The sequence below is a fragment of the Saprospiraceae bacterium genome (genome assembly GCA_016717265.1).
Classification (GTDB): Bacteria; Bacteroidota; Bacteroidia; order Chitinophagales; family Saprospiraceae; genus Vicinibacter.
The window spans coordinates 3315263-3333795 of record JADKFX010000001.1; the positions used below are offsets into that span (position 1 = coordinate 3315263).

The window sequence follows — 18533 nt, forward strand, 5'->3', positions numbered from 1 at the left end:
ATTTTCTAATATCTTTGATCTATGAATACAACAGTTGCAATTTCATTAGATTCAAGACGAAGGAAAAAAGACGGTTCTTATCCTGTGGTATTGAGGTTAGGACATTATCAAAGAACCACTTCATTAGGTTTAGGCTTCTCTGTTCAGCTTGCGGATTGGGACGATAAAAAACATAAGGTTAGAGCAACTTGTAAAGCCGTTTCTTCAGTCTCTCGATTGAATAATTATTTTATAAAAAGGAAGTCGCAAGCCCTAGAGATAATATCTAAACTGGAAGAAGTCGGAAAATTGGCCAGTCTTTCAATTTCTGATTTAAGAAATTTCCTAGAAAAACAACCAGAGACAATCAGTTCGTTCTTTTCTTATACTGAAAAACTTATCGAGCAAATGTTGAAGGCTCGGAAAGTCGGAAATGCCAGGGTATATAAAAATGTATTTGGGGCATTCAAAAATTATCGCAATGGCAGGGATCTACGTTTTGAAGAAATTACTTATACTTTTTTAAAGGAGTATGAAACGTATTATCTTGGCCAAGGATTCAAATTGAATGGCCTTTCTGTTAACTTGAGAACCTTGCGGTCAATTTATAATAAAGCAATACTTGAAGGAATAGCCGATCAAAATAATTACCCATTTAAACGCTACAAAATACAGAAAGAAAAGACGGTAAAACGAGCAATCGACCAAAATGCCTTGCAACGAATCGTTCAGTTGAATTTAGAACCGGATAATCCTTGTTTTAATGTACGAAATTATTTTCTCGCCAGTTTTATGATGAACGGTATGAGTTTTATTGATATGGCTTTTTTGAAAGTCCAGGACATTATTAATGATAGGATTCGTTATCGGCGCCAAAAAAATGGCCGGCCTTATGATCTTAAACTGACGGATTCTTTAAAGGAGCTTCTTTCTTTCTATTTAAAAGGAAAAACAAAAGAAGATTTTGTTTTTCCTTTTATCAAACATACTCAATTATCTGATCAATATAAGGATATGTATCAATCTAGAAAAATGTATAATAAGGGGTTAAAAGAGCTAGCCAAGATTTGTGAGATTGATGATCATCTAACCTCGTATGTCAGCCGGCACTCGTTTGCAACTCATGCCATGCTGAAAGAAGTCCCTTTAAATGCGATAAGCTCGATGTTAGGACATTCTTCTCTTGCCACAACTGAAATTTATTTAAAGAGCCTGCCAATTGAAATTCTGGATGAATATCAGGATAAACTAAGCCTAACCAAGATTTAGAAGCAGAAAATACAAGCGGATTTAGATAATTGCAAGATTGCATTTCGCCATGGCGATATATTATCTGCCTTATGGCGAAATGCAATCTTGGCGGGAGACCCGCACCCCATCGTTCAATTAGAATTCTTTATATTTGAAAATTTGTTATATTTGCACAACACAATTAATATGCACCTAGAACTAACAAAATCAATAAAGCTTGAAAATGGTTGGCGTTACGATAATTTACCGCCCGAAACTATTACTTCTTTTAACATGATAACTACAAATTGTAATTTGTTATTTATACGGGAAAATAAAATTGCTGATATGAATGACGATAAAAAGATAATAGAAATTCTATATGATATTTTCAAGGTCCAATTTATCGCTCAATGTGATAGCAAGAATTATAAAAATCTAGTGGTTGCATTTTTTATTGAACCTAATTATGATTTTAGTTCTTTCGTAGTAGGAGAATTACCAAATAATATGTATAATACCAGGTCAGGAAATATCATTGATTATCATTCTTATACCGAAATTTGTGATATTACTGGTGAAGTTAAACTATCACTTTCGGATTATATTAAGAAGGCCATGAAGGAAGAAGCTCAAGTGAATTTTATTTCTCATCCGGGTTAGAAGCTATTTCATACCAACCATTTTTAACTTTTCATTCAGTCATTTTATTCTTATTAAAAAATCCCTGTAAAAGTAAATTTTACAGAGATATTTAGATTTCTTATTCCATTCGAATTATGAAATCAGCCGCCTTCTGTATTTCAGAAGCAACTTAAAAATGAACTTGCCATCTTCTTTCAATACTTTTAGCCATCCAGCTAAATAAGCAGCATTGTTTTCAACTACATTGTTATATCAATCTGACACTGGAACAAGGAAACGATGCACAAATTTTGCTCAAAGTTCTTCGCCGAGGCGAGACATCGTTTTCAATAATGGAAATAATGTTATTGGTAATCTCATCCAAAAGTGATGCACCAATTGATTTTTGAGCTTTTGGCTCATGTGTTGATTTCATAAAACTGATTTAAATTGATAAAGAATATTTTAACCAGTATATTCATCATACAGAGATTATTCAAGAGATAATTTATTGTCAGATTGGCAATAAAATTATAAGTATAGATGTTTATAAAAAACTACGACAGAACGAGATCCCATTCAATTTCCTCTGGTTCAATAAGATTTCCTGTTGTTGAATTAATATTGAACCTACTATTTCCTTTTGCGTGCATAAGAGGTAAAAGAATACAATTTATTACTTTAACACACTCTAATTTATCATCACAAGAATTAGGTAATATTGCAATATTTAAATCATCATTCTTGGATTTAGCACTCTTGAAAATAATCCCATCAATATTAAAACCAATTTTATTTAAGGTATATATCATATATTGAGAGACAATACCAGATGGTTTATATTCTTCTTCGGCTTCTTCAACAGGTATAGTAAATCGCTCACTTAAAAATTCCATAAATTCTATTGTCTTTCTACGAACCTCTTCATTAGCTTTACTCAAAAACTGCTCGAATGCAGCGAAGATTTCTTGGTGTGATTCTTTGTTATTGTTTAAATCATCGAAAGTAAAAATCGTCGCCAATCTTATTGGTTCTTTTATATACCACAAGCTAAAAGCAATGGAATCATTAGATGCAATTAATTTATCATAATTTGAAAACGTCTCTCGAAAACAAGTTTCCATTGCTGGGATGGTGTTTTCATAATTTGGCCCGTTATTTAGAGTTGCGTAAAACATTGGTCTTTCTGGAGTGCTCACTCTTTGATATTTTGTATTATATTCTCTCGGCGGATACCTTAATCTTTTAAAATTTGTTATTGATTCCTTACCTGAGGAATACGCTGTTGCTCTCACTACTAAATTAGGAAAATGATCTCGTGATGGAGGTGGCCAATAGGTAGCTATAATCGAGCCCATTTCACCTGCATTTCTAAACACTTTTTCAACAAAACCATCCGTATAATCTTTCGGATTGGTTGATCTTAAAGTTCTAATGAATTCAAACATACTTCCAAAAACGGTTAGATTTCTGAAAGGTAATTAATATTTAAACACTAAGTAATGATATTATTACACTTGCAAGGCTTGGCCCTTCTAATTGCCCCAGAATGATTGCATTAAAAGAGAATTTGAAAAGGAAAAAAACATCTCCTGCTTTGGCGGTAGGAATCAATTAGGTACATTTTATACCTTCCAAAACTTGTCAGCCATAATTTCTACATTTCTTTGATTACCGCTCTCCCTATACTTGTTTATTCTAGAAAAATAATCTTCTTCATCTAATTTTTTATGAGTTAGATCATAAAAATCCAGATGAAATCGATCGTCTCTTTGTTCTGCAATATAAGTCTGTATTCCCCTTGATTCTGCTAAGCTTACTAAAGCCCTTTTTAGATTATTTGATGCTTTACATCCAATATATATTTCCTCAACATGAGGAAATGATATTGAATTATCTAATAAAAATACTTCATTTTCAACTCCTATTATCAGACGCCATTCTTTTCATAATTCCAGAAGCTGGATTTTGTGATTAGAGATTTATAAATCTTTTTAAGGATAGATGAATTTGTCATAAAGTCATTTCGTAAATCCAAAAGTATCTTAAAATCCTTAAAAGTTATTGTAGGGACTCTGGAAGTATAAATTACAGGTAAGAACCCACAATTTATCAAATTTTTATGATCATTGTTTTCAAAGTTAGTTGAATATTTAACGCAAAATCCTTTATGACTATCTGCGTAATGGGACCACATCGTTAAATTCTTCCCTAGTTCTTCCATTCCATCAAAGACTGAAAAACATGTAATATGAAATGGTATATTTCGAATTGATTCCATGAGATCTCTACACTTTCTACGTACATCATAATTGTACTCATTTATTTTGTTTGATACATCAGCGTTCTTTTTGATTTTAAGATTAAAGAGCATTGTCTCAAAATCATCAGAATGACCTAATTCTTCTCTATACTTACCTTTAATCGGTGAATATTCTAAAATTTTAAGTTCAACTTCGGTAAAACTATCTTCACCGATTAATTTATTCTTCTTAATGTTTTTTAGGATTGCATACTTAATAAATTGTTCATCTTCTTTGCAAATAAAACTATCAAATGGATCATTAAAATTTCGCGGAAATGTTAAATGTAATCTATTTAATTGTAGATTTATTAAATTATGAATTGAAGGAGAATAAAAATTTGTAAAGATTTTTAGGAAGATGTTCTTTTTTTGATTCAGAATATTCATTAAGCGTAGCATCCACACCAATTTTAAACATGGAGTCTATATATTTATTAATAAAGTCCCTTTGCCAGATTCCCTTATAATTTCGGCTACGGTAGTCCGTAGAGGAATAATCAGACGGCTTATCAAATAATCCCACCAACAAAGATTTAGTTATCTATTAGGGGCTCTATTTTAAAAATCCGAATTTCACAGTTCTCTCCGTAAAGTTCTTTAGCTTTCAAGGTAATCCATTCTATCGGGTCAATATTATTAGGTAATTCGCTAGTGGTTTTTCCTACTCTTATAGTATCAAAATTCGTAACGAGTTCGAAAATTTCGGCAACCTTTATTGTTTCCTTCAAATCTAACGATGTTATCACAAAAATAAGACCAGCTTGACCTGAATCAGAATGGACTTTAACTCTATAAGCTTGATATTTCTGTTGGTTCATAAAAGTATTAGTTATAATTTTCAAATATATAAAATTACCTCGCTAAGTTAGTAAAAGTCTGTAGAGGAATTGTAAAAATTATTGACTAAAATAAAAATCCCTACAGAGTCTTTTAGACTTGCAAGGATTGTAGATTTAGTATTTGTACATGTAATTATACGCTGTCTAGCTGACTTCGATTTAAAATATAATCAGCCGCCTTCTGTGCTTCAGAGGAAACTTTGAAAATGAACTTACTATCTTCCTTAAGCACCTTGAGCCATCCGGCAAGATATGATGCATTGTTTTTAATGACATCATCATAGTCGATTTGCACACTGGAGCAAAGAAATGATGCACCCATTTCAGCTACCAATTCTTCTTTGCTATAAGGTATGCCTCCGAATTTTTGTGGATTCATTACTTCCTCTCTTGCCAGACGTGATGCATGACCGGTTGAGTGAACAAGCTCATGAAAGAAGGTAGCGTAATAGTACTCGGCTGATTCAAACTGCTCTATGGAAGGCATATTTACAAAATCTAGCACTGGTGCATAACATGCCCTATTTGCGTCAATTTGCCTCAATTCCGGCCTTTTAGGCATGTTCTCGATGATTGACTCACATCTGGCTATTTTCTCATTAGGTTTAAGCTCAATTTCCGGAATCTTAAATTCAAAGCCTTCAATATCCTCAATATTGAAAACAGCGTAATATTTAATGAACTTTAGAATTTGAATTTCTTCTCCAATCTTCCGGTGTTGAATTGCTTCTTCCTTAGTTAATGTTTTATCATTTCCATCTTTGTAATACACATCGAAGTAAATGACTTTCTCTGCTTTTGCATCCTTTTCGATCATTCCACCTTGTTCCTTGACTTGATTGAAGGTTAAGAAATATGGGATTGGATGCATGGTGTTATTCATTAGGATCAGATTGATACCTGTGTAGATATGATCTGTACCATAATTCCGAGCCAGTCCATAGGTGCTCCATGTTCTTCTCCAAGGTGCTACACCTTTTTCAATCATGGCAATTATCTTGTTAGTCACTTCTTCGTAGAGTGAGGCAATAGCAATTTGTTGAACCTTAGGTTCGGTTGTTGTTTTCATTACAATAAGTTTTAAAAGTGAAAAAATGATTTGCTTAGAGCATACCTTCATCAGCGAAGGAATAGAATCCGGAATGCGGAGTTAGAATAAGGTGATCTATCAGTGTTATTTCGTGAAATCTACCAATCTCTTTTAACTTTCGAGTTAACTCGATGTCTTGAGGGCTTGGTTTAGTTGAACCGGAAGGATGATTATGTCCGGCAATTACCCCGACAGAAAGGCTCTTCAATGCAGTTGCAAAAAGAATACGAGGATCGGCAACCGTTCCAGTCAACCCACCACGACTTAATCGGAATATACCTTTCACATAGTTGGCACGATTGAGAAACAAGACATTGAATTCCTCTACTAATTCCATGTCTTCACTCCAATTAGCTCGAAATATCTTTTCCGCTTCAGTTGAGCTATTAACTCTTAGAGGCTGGATAAAGGGTAATTTTGATTTGTAGATAACCTTAACTTCAGCTACCTGCAACAAAGGAGGTGTTATTTGGCTCTCGCCATTTGAATTTTTCATAATTACTGATTTAGATTGTTAAAGAAATATTTCTAAACCAGTGTATTAAGAATGGGAAGAGATACCAAGAAGGTATAATTTGCCAGAATGGCAAGTTGTGTTTTTGATGCAAGGCCATACTTGGAATCAAATGGAGCCACAATTCTGAGTCGGCTTTCATATAAATACTACAAATTTTGCAATAGAGATGAACCACTTATTACGAAAATACTAGAAAACTATAAGATATAATATAATGATGGATTTTATCCGTCAAAAATGTTAAAATCATTTTATGTCTTCACATTCACATGAGGTAATCAATCTTAACTCCAAACTCAAATTTGGCATTTTATTAAACACTCTTTTTACCATCATTCAATTCACTGTCGGTGTTATCTCTGGTAGTTTGGCTCTTGTATCTGACGCAGGGCATAACCTTACCGATAGTTTGAGCTTGGTTATCTCTCTATTTGCTCAAAAAATGTCTTATAGAAAATCAACACCAGATAAAACTTTTGGCTATGGTAGAGCAACCATTATTTCTGCATTGATAAATAGCGTTATCCTTATCGCTCTCGCCATATACATATTTTATGAAGCATATACTCGCATTATACAGCCTCAAGCCGTGAGCGGTAGTTTGATAGCGATTGTTTCTTTTATCGGCATCCTTGTAAATGGAGGTATTGCCTTAATGTTCCGAAACAGCGCAAAGGATTTGAATATGAGAAGTGCGTTTTTGAGTATGGCATTTGACACACTCGCATCTGTAGGTGCTTTGATAGCAGGTATCATAATCTACTTCACTCACTTTTTTATCATTGATGCAATTGTTAGTATTATCATCGGATTGATGCTTCTCTTTAGTGCGTGGGGTGTATTGAAAGATGCCTTACATATTCTCTTTGAAGGCACACCTCGTGGTCTAGATTTTGAAAAGGTAAAGAAAGATATTTTTGATGCGTTCCCAGAGATTATCAATGTTGACGATTTACATATCTGGTCAATATCTTCAAACAAGATTGCCTTGAGTTGTCATCTAGTCCTTGAAAACTGCGATATGAAAAAAACCGTTGAGATTGTAAAAGAAGTAAAAAAGATATTGCACGACAGATTTGAAATTGAACATTCAACTATAGAGATAGAACTTAACCCATGTAATGATGGGTTTTGTTAGAAGCTACTAATCCATAATTTTATCTGTTTATAAGTTGAAGGAAATTATTTCAATTCTATTCTTTGTAATTCATTAAACTCAAACTTGTAAGGATTACTATTAGCGTTACACCTACATCTGCTGCAATTGCGAAAACTAGATTGCTGTATCCGATGAATGCCAATGTGATGAAAATGAGTTTTATGGCAATCGCTCCGATGGTGTTGAATTTTATTCTTCGCAAAGTTTTTTTGCTGAGGCGAATAAGAAATGGAATGAGAGATAATTTGTCGTTCATCAATGCAATGTTCGCAGTTTCAATCGCAGTATCACTTCCTGCTACCCCCATTGCTATTCCTACCGCACTTAGTGCAAGTGCAGGGGCATCATTTATTCCATCTCCTACCATTGCGACACTGCCGTATTGTTGCATTAATTCTTTTATTTTTTCTGATTTATCTTCAGGAAGCAATCCACCGAATATTTTCTTGATACCTACTTGTTCGGCAACATATTTTGCTGCGTTTTCGTGGTCTCCAGTGAGCATTACGGGTTCAATGCTAAGTGCTTCTAATTCTTTTAATGCAGCTGCACTGTCGGGTTTTATTTCATCCATCAAACCTATGACGCCTGCTATTCCATTGCCAAAGCTCACTACTACACTTGTTTTGCCTTGTGCTGAAAGTTGCTCTACAATTTTCTCAGCTTTGTCGTCTATCGGCTGATGCTCATTGATGAATTCCAACTTGCCCACATAAATTGTTTCGTCTTCACACACTAAACACTTTGCCGTTGCTCCTTTACCCATAATGCTTTTAAATGCTTCAACTTTATGAGGTTCAAATCCTTCTTTTTTACTTGCATCAACTATTGCTTGTGCCAATGGGTGTTCACTGAAAATTTCGGCACCTGCAGTGCACGCCAATAGTTCTTCACGGCTAGTTCCGTTTAGTGGAAATACATCAGAGACAATTGGATTTCCGAAAGTGATAGTTCTGGTTTTATCTAAAGCAATTGCTTTAATTTTTGCCATTGCTTCTATGTACTTTCCTCCTTTTACAAGTGCTCCTTTTGCAGATGCGTTGCCGATGGCTGAGTAAATTGCAACAGGTGTGGATATGACCAATGCGCAGGGACAAGCAATCACCAATAATGTTATGGCTTGTAAGAGCCAATGGTTAAAATCCAGATTCAAAACAAATACTGGAATTACAAACATCAATACAGCCAGAAAAATCATTGAAGGAGTGTAATACTTTGAAAACTGCTGAATGAATTTTTGCGTATCGCTTTTATTGGCAGATGCTTCAAAGGTTAGACGGATGATTTTTGAGAAAGTGGTATCGGTGGAAAGTTTGGATGTCTCCATTTCAATAAAACCATTTTTGTTGAGTGTTCCAGCGAAAATAATATCGCCAGTGTGTTTGTCTTTTGGAATGGGTTCACCGGTAATAGCAGCTTCGTCCACGCTGGTTTCCCCCGAAATAATTTTTCCATCAAGTGGAATCATTTCACCAGGTTTTATCTGGATAATTGTACCGACGGAAATTTTATCAATTGAAACAGATCCATTTATCGATTTAACAAAAGCGGTTTTAGGAGCTTTGCTCACTAACGCATCCAAGGCAGATTTTGAATTTTCGATTCCAATATCTTCCAGACGTTCGCCTAAAACATATAAAACGATCAATACCGCAGCTTCAGGAAATTCCTTCAGATAAAATGCACCAATTACAGCAATGAGCATCAAAAGGTTAATGTTGCTGAAATTGAGTTTTGCTGCAGCTTTAAGACCATTCAAGATTACACCATAACCTATGCCTACAATAAAGACCAAAAATACAAACGGGGCATAGGGCATAGGAATTTGTATGCCGATGATGGATAAAACTTCTAAGACAATCACAATAGCAATTGCAAAAAGAAGAAACAGAAATTTCTTGTCGTTAATTGGAAGTTTCATTTTTATTGATTTTCTCTTCTTAGTATCAATTGAAGGAATTGAACATTCACTATTGAATTTAAATCATCAGGAACATCAACCTTTAAATCTCCCAAATCAATGGTAAGCGCTGCTTCCATTACACATGTGTACATTGTAAGTTTGTCGGTATGAGTGAACTTGATCTGTGATAATATTTTCGTTACTCTGTTATTAAATTTTAATTCTAATAGTACATTCAAATTGTATTCTTTGTGTTCCCAGGTAAGAAAATCTAGAGGTATATAACCTTCAATTGAGACTATGCTTTCTGCATTTTTAAATAAAATACTGTCAAGGTAAGGAATACCACTATTAATGGATTTCATTTTTATTTTTCCGTAAATATTTCTGGTTTTGCTGTCATAGTAGAATTCAAGTTTATGGCTTTCAGCAATAAAAACAGAGTCCTTAAATTCACCGGAGATTAATACATGGCCATTTAAAGTACGGTAAATATTTTGTGAAAAGCATATTTTGTAGGTGCACAATACAAATGCTAGAAATAGAAGGGCTTTCATTTTTTATCGAATTACTAATTTGTGTGTTTTGACATATTTTAATGCTTCTTGTATGTTCAGTTCACGAGAGTGATTGCCGGTCCTTGCATAAAAGTAAGTGCGTTGCTGATATTTGAGAAAAACCGGAATTTTAATGTGGCTTACTTCTACGGCGCATATATCTTTTTCATATCGCTCAAAAAATGTAATATGGATATTTTTGCAGCAATCTGTTCCGATGTTGAGTGAAACTAAATGCATAAGATATTGTTCGAAACCGTCCCTGTTTTTCTTTTTTAGTGACTCGTAATCATTTTCCAGACCTATAATGGAAGCATCATCTGCCACGCCAATCAACAAAAAACCATTCCGTGTATTCATAAAGGCAGCAATTGTTTTTAATACTGCAAATTCAAGATCTTTATTTACTTTATTTTGATTAAAGTCCCATCGAAACGATGATTTGAATTCTACTGTTTCACATTCTCCTTTTTTCAATAGCTCTGATAATGATAAAACTTGTTCCTTTTTGCTTGGTGCTGTTATCAAACGGTGTAATAAATATCCGATGAAACCTCCCGTTAAAAGAAAAAGGGATAGCATTATCAATTTATCAAAATGAATTTCAAGCAATAAATATTTGTAAGAAGAAACAATGACTTCACCTAATGGTTTAGTATGATTAATCGAATCGTATTTTAATAAAGAAATTATTAAAGGAAAAACAATAAACAAACTGGCAATGGCACCAACAGATGTCCAAAGAATTAATTTCAAAGATTTAGTTGTTTTCACAATAAACGTTTAATTGTTTTATCTTTTCCCATGCAAATTAATTTCTCAATAACTGTAAATGATAGAGTTTATCCTGAGATATCATTGGTAAATTAAATTGACCCCGACAGAGGAGTTGAACCTCCGATTATTTTTGCATCAAATTGAGCAAGAAATGTTTTACATTTAAACTATCGGGGGATACAAATCATTTATCAATGGATATGCCCATCGCCTGCCTGATGTTCAGATGTCTTTTCCTGTAAATCTTTTTGACACACTGGACATTTACCTGGTTGATTATATTTTCTGCCTTTCTCGCAATCTGTAGCACATTGGTATACGTGTTGATGGGCTTCATTTTCCTTATGTTCGTGCACGGATTGCTTGGATTCTTTTTTAGGTTCCGGATTTCCACAAGATATTGATCCAAAGGTTACTGTAGCAAACAGCGTAAATAAAATAGTAATTTTTTTCATTTTTGATTTAATTATATGGTTTAAGAATAATTGATTTTAAGTTTTTTGTATTGCACAGAGATAATACCTCTTAATTCAGGAGAAATCGCTCCATTCTCGACTACTTATTATTATCACCCAGTATCACAGGCGATTTTCCATCAGTTATGATGATTTTGGCATTTGGTGATTTCATCAGTTCTCTGGTAATATCAAGTGCCTTAAATTTAATAAGCTTATCAGTGATGGAAGTATTGATAATGTCTTGGGATTTTTTAATGCCTTCGGATTCTATGAGTAATCGTTCACTTTCTTTTTTTTGCTTTTCAACGGCAAAGTCCAAGGTTAGCCGTTGTTTTACAATTTCCATCTCTGCTTCTTTTTGTTGTTTCTCCAATTCGAAATCAAGCATTTCTCTTTTTATTTCATTATCAATCTTTGTTTTTTAGCCGTTACTTCAGCGTTGAGTTTTGCTTGAATAGTTTGCACTACGGCAGGAGGCAGGTCAACTTCTTTTAACATAACCAAATCCACCATAAAACCGTATTGACCTACAGATCTCATCATTCGTTCTTTTATACTGTCTTCAACTGAGGTTCTCGCGGTAATCAACTCCGTAGCTTTATAGCTAAGCCCTACAAAGCGGAGTGTTGTGATAAGATTATCCGCTATTACAATTTCTTGATAATCCGTACCGAAGCGTTTGTAGATACTAACTATAGATTCGGGCATAACATGATACAGGATGGTAATTTCAGATGATACTTCTATACCTTCCTGTGTATGGAAATTCAGTTTTTGGGAATAGTTCACTACTCGTGTATCGAAGCGTACTACTTTTTTACCGAACAAGGAGAAAAAGTGGTGCGGGCCAGGCTGGAGAACTTTGGGTTGTAGTTTTCCGAAATGCGTATCGAGTCCTACTTCTCCTGGGCGAACGATTGCACAGCTTTGTAATAGTAGCAGTGCTATTGCAAAATAAACTGGTTTGAAGTTTTTCATAATAATTGTTTTTAATTATTTAAATTGAATTCTTTATGGTGGAATGATAGTTTCATTTTTATAGATTTTCTCTTCTAAATATCAATTAAAAGAATTGAATATTACATTTTTAATTTAATACAAGAGTTCATCCTTTATTTTTTTTTGCGATGATTTGAGCATAAAATAAGTAACCAAAAATTCCACCAACCATAAGAAAGATTATGTCTGATATAGATCTATCAAAATCGATTTGCCAAAGGAAATATCTATAAGTAGAAATAATGACCTCTTCTAAAGGTTTACTGTAATTAGAACCGAAGTATAGTGTTAATGAAATTGCAAAAGGACAAATAAAAAATAAACTAATAACAGCACCTATAGTTATCCATACAATCGGTTTAAAATGTTCAATTGTTTTCATTTTAATTCATATTTATATTAATGTTCATGTCCTTCTCCCTTATTTGTCATTTTCGCTAAAATAAAAAAAGCACCATTGGTAACTATTTTTGCATCTTTTGGTATTTCTTTAAGTAAGGTTATTTCGCTGTATCCCACATCAGTAGTGCCTTTGCGGATTGGGATTTTTTCAAATGTCGTTCCTCCTTCTTCTTCATCATGCCCGTTTTTTTCTTTTTCATTGTGCTTATGGCCATGCTCATCATGCTGATGTGCATCTTCTCCGGCTTCATTATGTTCATGATGTTCTTCTTCACCATGGGCATCAGTAACGATAAAAATGTAATCCTGCCCTTCGTGGTTTACAATGGCATTTGTGGGAACTGCATCTACCGTTGCATTTTCTAAGCTAATCAATGCAGTGATGCTCATGCCGTCAATCAAACCTTGCTTGTTGCCTTTAACCATTGCGTGTACGGCAACTGCTTTTGTGTTTTGCTCAAACGTATTGCTGATTGCGTATACCTCGGCATCGTATTCTTTGCCTGGATTATTGGTAAGAGTAAAATGAATAGTTTGCCCAACTTTGAGTTTTTGCAAATCCTTTTCATATACATATAAATCCAAATGCAGTTGATTGTTATCCACTATTTCTGCAATGGGGTTGCTCGCGTCAACATAACTACCTATATTTATCAAAACAGTACTTATAGTGCCACTAATAGGACTTGAGATGTTTACAACGGATTGAATGTTTTCGCTTGAGAGTGAGACTGAATTTATTCCAATAAGTTCTAATTGCTTTTGCAAGCTAGCTTTTCGGGATCTAAGGATTTTCAATTCAGTTTCCGTTGTTTGCAAGTTTTTTAAAGCCCCAGCATTTCCTTGTAGCAATTCTTTTTGGCGGTTGTTTTCTAATTGTGCCAAATCCGTTTTAGCGGAAACTGAAATAAATTCTTCTTGCATGGTGATAAAAGAATTATTAGTGATGGTTGCAAGAACTTGCCCTTTTCTAACGGTATTGCCTGTTTGCACCAATATAGACTTTATTACACCACCCAATAATGCAGTTGCATTGGCTTTATTTTGATTTGGCACTTTAAGAAGACCATTGACTTTGAGGGAAGCGGTTAGCTGTTTTTTTTCGATACCGTTTAATTCAATTTTGATGGATTTCATTTGTTCTGCTGTCAGCATTGCTGTGTTATCATTTTCGTGTTCATCATGGGATTCCTCAGAATGGCCGGCTTCTTCTCCGTGACTATGCCCGTCTCCTTCTTTGTGTTTTTGACAAGATGTAAGCAACCAACAGGTAGCTGCAAAGGATATGATGATTAATAATTTTTTCATTTTATTAAATTTACTTGTTGATTAAGAAATTGATGTTGATAATAGATTGGTTGAGTTGATTGATGGCTTGCAGATAATTCAATTGCACATCAGCAACAGTCTGCAAAGCCTGTAAATATTCAATATAGCCAACAGCTCCACTGTTGTAGGCTATTTTTGCGGTATTTATAATGATTTCAGCATTAGGTAGAGCACTTGATTTATAATAGTTGTATTGCGACAAATTTTGATTGTATTGCTCAAAAGCATTTTGCAGTTTGGTTTGAAGTTGGAGTTTTCCATTATCTGCTTCCATTTGAAAAGCTGCGTGTTTGTAATCCAGTGATTTTATTTTTGCGGAGTTACTAAAAAAAGTTAATGGAATGCTTACTCCTAGATTAAAACCTTGAAATCGTTTGCTCCCATCATAATACACTTCCGTTCCGTTAACTGTTTGTGTTCCGATTAAAGACTGATTGAAATAACCCACATTCAAATCTGGTAAGGTGGATGAGATTTCTACTTTTCTGTTTTGCTCTGCAATAAGAGCCTGTTGGTATAAAACTAACAGAGAAGGATTATTGGCTATGAGTGTAAAATCGAATGAATTACTTATGATGAGAGGTTGAAAATTGTCGTTAGTGAGAATTGTAAAATCTTCACTCGAATTCAATAAAGCTTTAAGCGATGCATAAGCCATCGCCGCTTCTGTTTCATTTTGCTTAATTATGAGCGATAGTTGTCCACGTTTTGTTTCAGCAGTGGCTTTTTCCAATAAATTTGTTTCGCCAGTTTTGTAACGCAAATCAGCAGCATTGACGAAATCAACATACAAACTGTCTAATGACTTTAATTGTTTTTTCGCATTTTGCAAATACAGCAATTGATAAAACCAATATTTCACCTGGGCTTTTATTTCATTTTCTGACATTTGCATTTGCAATTGACTCCCTTCTAATTCGGCATTATACAACCTGGCTTTTGCTGTATAGTAAGTTGGGAATGGAATGTTTTGTGTTATCTGAAATGCTTTGTCCTGATTGATGCTATTGTATTGCCCGAATTGAAAGTTCACATTAGTTTTTGGTAATTCAAAAACGGATTTTTTCATAATGCGTGAAGATTGCACATTGAGTTGCCTTGATTGAAGCTCCAAATTATTTTTCATTGCAACACTCAATGCGTCTTCTATACTCAACTGTTTAGGTGTAGTCTGAGCATTCGCATTTTGAGAGAAGAACAATCCAAAAACAAGTAGTAGTAGTGTCGAAATATTCTGATTGAATTTTCTTTTTCGTTGTGAAGAAAAAATCAAATACAACAATGGCAAAACAAAGAGTGTAAGAAAGGTTGCAGTAATCAACCCACCAATTACCACCGTTGCCAAAGGCTTTTGTACTTCTGCACCCGCACCATGAGAAAGAGCCATTGGTAAAAAACCAAGTGAGGCAACAGCAGCAGTCATAAGGACTGGTCGCAAGCGTATTTTAGTCCCTTCTTTAATTCTTTGAAGAATATCAGTTACGCCATCTTTCTCCAATTGGTTAAACGTGCTGACCAATACAATTCCATTCAAGACAGCTACTCCAAACAAGGCAATAAAACCAACGCCTGCTGATATACTAAAAGGCATATCGCGAAGCAACAATGCGAAGACTCCACCAATGGCAGCCATTGGAATTGCGGTGAAAATAAGTGTTGCTTGTTTAACAGATGTGAATGTGAAATAAAGAAGCATGAAGATAAGAGCGAGAGCAACTGGTACAGCAATCATCAAACGCGCAGATGCAGCTTGTAAATTTTCGAATGTTCCACCATAAGTATAATAATATCCCTCAGGTAATTTGACCTTTTCACTGAGTTGATTTTGAATATCTTTTACTACACTTTCTACATCTCTGCCTTTCACATTAAAACCAACTACAATTCTACGCTTGCCGTCCTCACGGCTTATTTGCGCAGGCCCCAATTCCATTTTTATTTCCGCTACTTGTGATAAAGGAATTTGTGTTCCGTTGGCTGTCGGAATATATAAATGGCTTACATCTTCAATATTATTTCTGTGAGTACTGTCCAGACGAACTACCAAATCGAATTTGCGTTCGTTTTCAAACACCACCCCCGCTTCTCCACCTGCAAAGGCAGTGCTTACAATATGGTTAATGTCTTCAATGTTGAGGCCATAGTTGGCAATTTGAGCGCGATTATAGTTGATAACTATCTGAGGTAATCCTGCAACCCGCTCCACACTTGGTGCAGTGGCACCTTCCACTCTTTGAACTATACCATTAACCTTGTTTGCATACGATAAAAGAGTGTCCATATTTTCACCAAATATTTTTACAGCAACATCCTGACGAATACCAGTCATGAGTTCATTGAATCGCATTTGTATAGGTTGACTTTTTTCAAAGAAAACACCAGGGATGTTTTCTAATTTTTCGAATATTTCATCAGCAAGGTCATCATAAGAAATTTCCCGTTTCCAGTCACTTTGAGGTTTTAAAATGATCATCATATCGCTTGCTTCGGGTGGCATAGGATCAGTTGGTACTTCGGCACTACCCGTTTTACCAACGACCATTTTTACCTCATCAAATTCTTTAATTAATCGTGATGCCTGCATAGATGTTTCTATACTTTGCGATAATGAAGTACCTTGAGATAAGATACAATGGAATGCAAAATCGCCTTCAGCTAAGGTTGGAATAAATTCACCACCCATTCTTGAAAAAATAAAAGAAGTAAGGAAGAATATGGCTACTGTCAATCCTACTACATAAAGTTTAGCATTGATGGCTCTTTGCAAAAGCGGCGCATAAATGCTTTGAAAAAATTCCATCATCCTGTCGGATATATTTTTTTTGTGAATTATTTTTTTACTAAGAAAAAGAGAAGACACCATCGGAATGTAAGTCAAGGAAAGTATAAAAGCACCAAGTATCGCAAACGAAACTGTCTGAGCCATTGGGCCAAACATTTTTCCTTCAATTCCTATTAAAGAAAGAATTGGTAAATACACAATAAGAATTATGATTTGTCCAAATGCTGCAGAATTCATCATGCGTCTTGCACTTTCGAAAACGGTTTCATCCATTTGTTTTGTGGTAAGTTCTGTTTTACCACTCTGCAAATGACTTGTAGTAATCCGGTGAAAAATACTTTCTACAATAATGACAGCACCATCTACAATTAACCCAAAATCAATAGCCCCTAAACTCATCAGGTTGGCACTTACCCCAAATACATTCATCATTCCTAATGCAAACAACATGGATAGTGGGATTGCCGATGCAACTATCAAGCCTGCACGAAGGTTTCCAAGAAACAAAACCAATATAAAAATTACAATTAGAGCTCCTTCAATGAGGTTTTTCTCAACCGTGGAAATGGCACGGTTCACTAAATCAGTTCGATCTAAATAAGGTTCAATTACTACATCCGGTGGTAGTGATTTTTGAATGGTTTTCATTTTTTCTTTAACACGGTTTACTACTTCCGCACTATTTGCTCCTTTTAACATCATAACTACACCACCAACAGCATCCACCTCTCCATTGTAAGTAAGCGCTCCGTAACGAACTGCAAATCCCAAACGCACATCTGCTACATCTTTAATTAGGATTGGAATTCCATTGGGGCTGTTCTTAACGGCGATATTTTTGATATCTTCAAATGAACCAATCAAACCAACTCCTCGTATGAAATAAGCATTGGGTTTCTTATCAATATATGCTCCTCCAGTGTTTTCATTATTTTTTTCCAATGCCGAAAATATTTCAGGAATACTTATCCCCATTGCAAGCATTCGGTCTGGATTTACAGCAACTTCGTATTGTTTGAGTTGACCACCAAAACTATTGACTTCTGCAATGCCAGGTGTGCCATACAACTGCCGGGCAACAATCCAATCCTGCATTGTACGAAGATCCATAGCAGTATATTTATCTTCACTTCCTTGTTTTGGGTGAATGATATATTGATAAATTTCACCCAAGCCAGTACTTACAGGTGCTAATTCAGGCGTGCCAATGCCTTGAGGTATTTTTTCTTCCGCTTCTTTGAGTTTTTCATTGATAAGTTGCCGTGCAAAATAGATGTCCACTTTGTCATCAAATACGGCAGTGATCACTGAAAGGCCAAAGCGAGAAATACTTCTTAGCTCTTCCAGATCGGGTAAGTTGGCAATGCTTTGTTCTATTGGGTAGGTAACCAATTGCTCTACTTCCTGTCCTGCAAGGGTTGGGCAAAGTGTTATGATTTGTACCTGGTTATTGGTGATGTCTGGAAGGGCATCTATGGGTAGTTTACTAGCACTCCATACACCCCATATAACTAATGCAAGGGTCAATAATCCAACGATGAATTTGTTGTGTATGCTAAAAGCAATAATTTTATCTAACATAA

General features: G+C 34.9%; 17 protein-coding genes. 3 read left to right on the top strand and 14 right to left on the bottom strand.

Features of this window, described 5'->3' with window-relative positions:
* Positions 1 to 21 precede the first annotated feature (21 nt).
* Both IPO86_13070 and IPO86_13075 read left to right on the top strand, forming a co-directional pair.
* Positions 22 to 1248 (top strand): site-specific integrase, encoded by a 1227-nt coding sequence (locus tag IPO86_13070; protein MBK9729038.1) that lies wholly within the window; start codon positions 22 to 24, stop codon positions 1246 to 1248.
* A 168-nt stretch (positions 1249 to 1416) separates the two neighbouring features.
* On the top strand, positions 1417 to 1872 hold the full coding sequence (locus IPO86_13075) for a hypothetical protein (protein MBK9729039.1): 456 nt from the start codon (positions 1417 to 1419) through the stop codon (positions 1870 to 1872).
* A 518-nt stretch (positions 1873 to 2390) separates the two neighbouring features.
* Here the strand turns inward: IPO86_13075 and IPO86_13080 are convergent.
* The 5 genes from IPO86_13080 to IPO86_13100 form a co-directional block, all read right to left on the bottom strand.
* On the bottom strand, positions 2391 to 3281 hold the full coding sequence (locus IPO86_13080; GenBank protein MBK9729040.1) for a hypothetical protein: 891 nt from the start codon (positions 3279 to 3281) through the stop codon (positions 2391 to 2393).
* Between the two features lie 482 nt (positions 3282 to 3763).
* Positions 3764 to 4537 (bottom strand): DUF2971 domain-containing protein, encoded by a 774-nt coding sequence (locus IPO86_13085; GenBank protein ID MBK9729041.1) that lies wholly within the window; start codon positions 4535 to 4537, stop codon positions 3764 to 3766.
* Positions 4538 to 4671: 134 nt separating this feature from the next.
* A complete protein-coding gene (locus IPO86_13090) occupies positions 4672 to 4956 on the bottom strand; it encodes a hypothetical protein (GenBank protein MBK9729042.1) in 285 nt (94 codons plus the stop codon).
* Positions 4957 to 5110: 154 nt separating this feature from the next.
* Complete coding sequence (locus IPO86_13095) at positions 5111 to 6046, bottom strand: DUF1738 domain-containing protein (protein ID MBK9729043.1); 936 nt, start codon at positions 6044 to 6046, stop codon at positions 5111 to 5113.
* A gap of 34 nt (positions 6047 to 6080) precedes the next feature.
* Positions 6081 to 6563: a JAB domain-containing protein gene (locus tag IPO86_13100; GenBank protein ID MBK9729044.1), complete on the bottom strand. Its 483-nt coding sequence runs from the start codon at positions 6561 to 6563 to the stop codon at positions 6081 to 6083.
* A gap of 274 nt (positions 6564 to 6837) precedes the next feature.
* Here IPO86_13100 and IPO86_13105 point away from each other — a divergent pair, with 274 nt between their 5' ends.
* Complete coding sequence (locus IPO86_13105) at positions 6838 to 7722, top strand: cation transporter (GenBank protein MBK9729045.1); 885 nt, start codon at positions 6838 to 6840, stop codon at positions 7720 to 7722.
* A gap of 55 nt (positions 7723 to 7777) precedes the next feature.
* Here IPO86_13105 and IPO86_13110 read toward each other — a convergent pair whose 3' ends face one another.
* The 9 genes from IPO86_13110 to IPO86_13150 form a co-directional block, all read right to left on the bottom strand.
* Positions 7778 to 9664, bottom strand: coding sequence for a cation-translocating P-type ATPase (locus IPO86_13110; GenBank protein MBK9729046.1), 1887 nt, complete (start codon positions 9662 to 9664; stop codon positions 7778 to 7780).
* Between the two features lie 2 nt (positions 9665 to 9666).
* Positions 9667 to 10203, bottom strand: a complete 537-nt coding sequence (locus IPO86_13115) for a hypothetical protein (GenBank protein MBK9729047.1) — start codon at positions 10201 to 10203, stop codon at positions 9667 to 9669.
* Between the two features lie 3 nt (positions 10204 to 10206).
* Positions 10207 to 10977 (bottom strand): ATP-binding protein, encoded by a 771-nt coding sequence (locus IPO86_13120; GenBank protein MBK9729048.1) that lies wholly within the window; start codon positions 10975 to 10977, stop codon positions 10207 to 10209.
* 194 nt (positions 10978 to 11171) lie between these two features.
* Positions 11172 to 11435 (bottom strand): hypothetical protein, encoded by a 264-nt coding sequence (locus IPO86_13125; protein MBK9729049.1) that lies wholly within the window; start codon positions 11433 to 11435, stop codon positions 11172 to 11174.
* A 100-nt stretch (positions 11436 to 11535) separates the two neighbouring features.
* Positions 11536 to 11826, bottom strand: coding sequence for a hypothetical protein (locus IPO86_13130; GenBank protein MBK9729050.1), 291 nt, complete (start codon positions 11824 to 11826; stop codon positions 11536 to 11538).
* 8 nt (positions 11827 to 11834) lie between these two features.
* A complete protein-coding gene (locus IPO86_13135) occupies positions 11835 to 12416 on the bottom strand; it encodes a prohibitin family protein (GenBank protein ID MBK9729051.1) in 582 nt (193 codons plus the stop codon).
* Between the two features lie 127 nt (positions 12417 to 12543).
* Positions 12544 to 12819 (bottom strand): hypothetical protein, encoded by a 276-nt coding sequence (locus IPO86_13140; protein MBK9729052.1) that lies wholly within the window; start codon positions 12817 to 12819, stop codon positions 12544 to 12546.
* Positions 12820 to 12836: 17 nt separating this feature from the next.
* Entirely contained in the window at positions 12837 to 14147 is a 1311-nt protein-coding gene (locus IPO86_13145; GenBank protein ID MBK9729053.1) for an efflux RND transporter periplasmic adaptor subunit, read from the bottom strand.
* A gap of 10 nt (positions 14148 to 14157) precedes the next feature.
* On the bottom strand, positions 14158 to 18531 hold the full coding sequence (locus tag IPO86_13150; GenBank protein MBK9729054.1) for a CusA/CzcA family heavy metal efflux RND transporter: 4374 nt from the start codon (positions 18529 to 18531) through the stop codon (positions 14158 to 14160).
* Positions 18532 to 18533 lie beyond the last annotated feature (2 nt).

Bases quoted from the DNA above. Each gene is read 5' to 3' on its own strand.
- IPO86_13070 (MBK9729038.1), top strand. From the start codon at position 22: ATGAATACAACAGTTGCAATTTCATTAGATTCAAGACGAAGGAAAAAA.
- IPO86_13075 (MBK9729039.1), top strand. From the start codon at position 1,417: ATGCACCTAGAACTAACAAAATCAATAAAGCTTGAAAATGGTTGGCGT.
- IPO86_13080 (MBK9729040.1), bottom strand. From the start codon at position 3,281: ATGTTTGAATTCATTAGAACTTTAAGATCAACCAATCCGAAAGATTAT.
- IPO86_13085 (MBK9729041.1), bottom strand. From the start codon at position 4,537: ATGCTACGCTTAATGAATATTCTGAATCAAAAAAAGAACATCTTCCTA.
- IPO86_13090 (MBK9729042.1), bottom strand. From the start codon at position 4,956: ATGAACCAACAGAAATATCAAGCTTATAGAGTTAAAGTCCATTCTGAT.
- IPO86_13095 (MBK9729043.1), bottom strand. From the start codon at position 6,046: ATGAAAACAACAACCGAACCTAAGGTTCAACAAATTGCTATTGCCTCA.
- IPO86_13100 (MBK9729044.1), bottom strand. From the start codon at position 6,563: ATGAAAAATTCAAATGGCGAGAGCCAAATAACACCTCCTTTGTTGCAG.
- IPO86_13105 (MBK9729045.1), top strand. From the start codon at position 6,838: ATGTCTTCACATTCACATGAGGTAATCAATCTTAACTCCAAACTCAAA.
- IPO86_13110 (MBK9729046.1), bottom strand. From the start codon at position 9,664: ATGAAACTTCCAATTAACGACAAGAAATTTCTGTTTCTTCTTTTTGCA.
- IPO86_13115 (MBK9729047.1), bottom strand. From the start codon at position 10,203: ATGAAAGCCCTTCTATTTCTAGCATTTGTATTGTGCACCTACAAAATA.
- IPO86_13125 (MBK9729049.1), bottom strand. From the start codon at position 11,435: ATGAAAAAAATTACTATTTTATTTACGCTGTTTGCTACAGTAACCTTT.
- IPO86_13130 (MBK9729050.1), bottom strand. From the start codon at position 11,826: ATGCTTGATTTCGAATTGGAGAAACAACAAAAAGAAGCAGAGATGGAA.
- IPO86_13135 (MBK9729051.1), bottom strand. From the start codon at position 12,416: ATGAAAAACTTCAAACCAGTTTATTTTGCAATAGCACTGCTACTATTA.
- IPO86_13140 (MBK9729052.1), bottom strand. From the start codon at position 12,819: ATGAAAACAATTGAACATTTTAAACCGATTGTATGGATAACTATAGGT.
- IPO86_13145 (MBK9729053.1), bottom strand. From the start codon at position 14,147: ATGAAAAAATTATTAATCATCATATCCTTTGCAGCTACCTGTTGGTTG.
- IPO86_13150 (MBK9729054.1), bottom strand. From the start codon at position 18,531: ATGTTAGATAAAATTATTGCTTTTAGCATACACAACAAATTCATCGTT.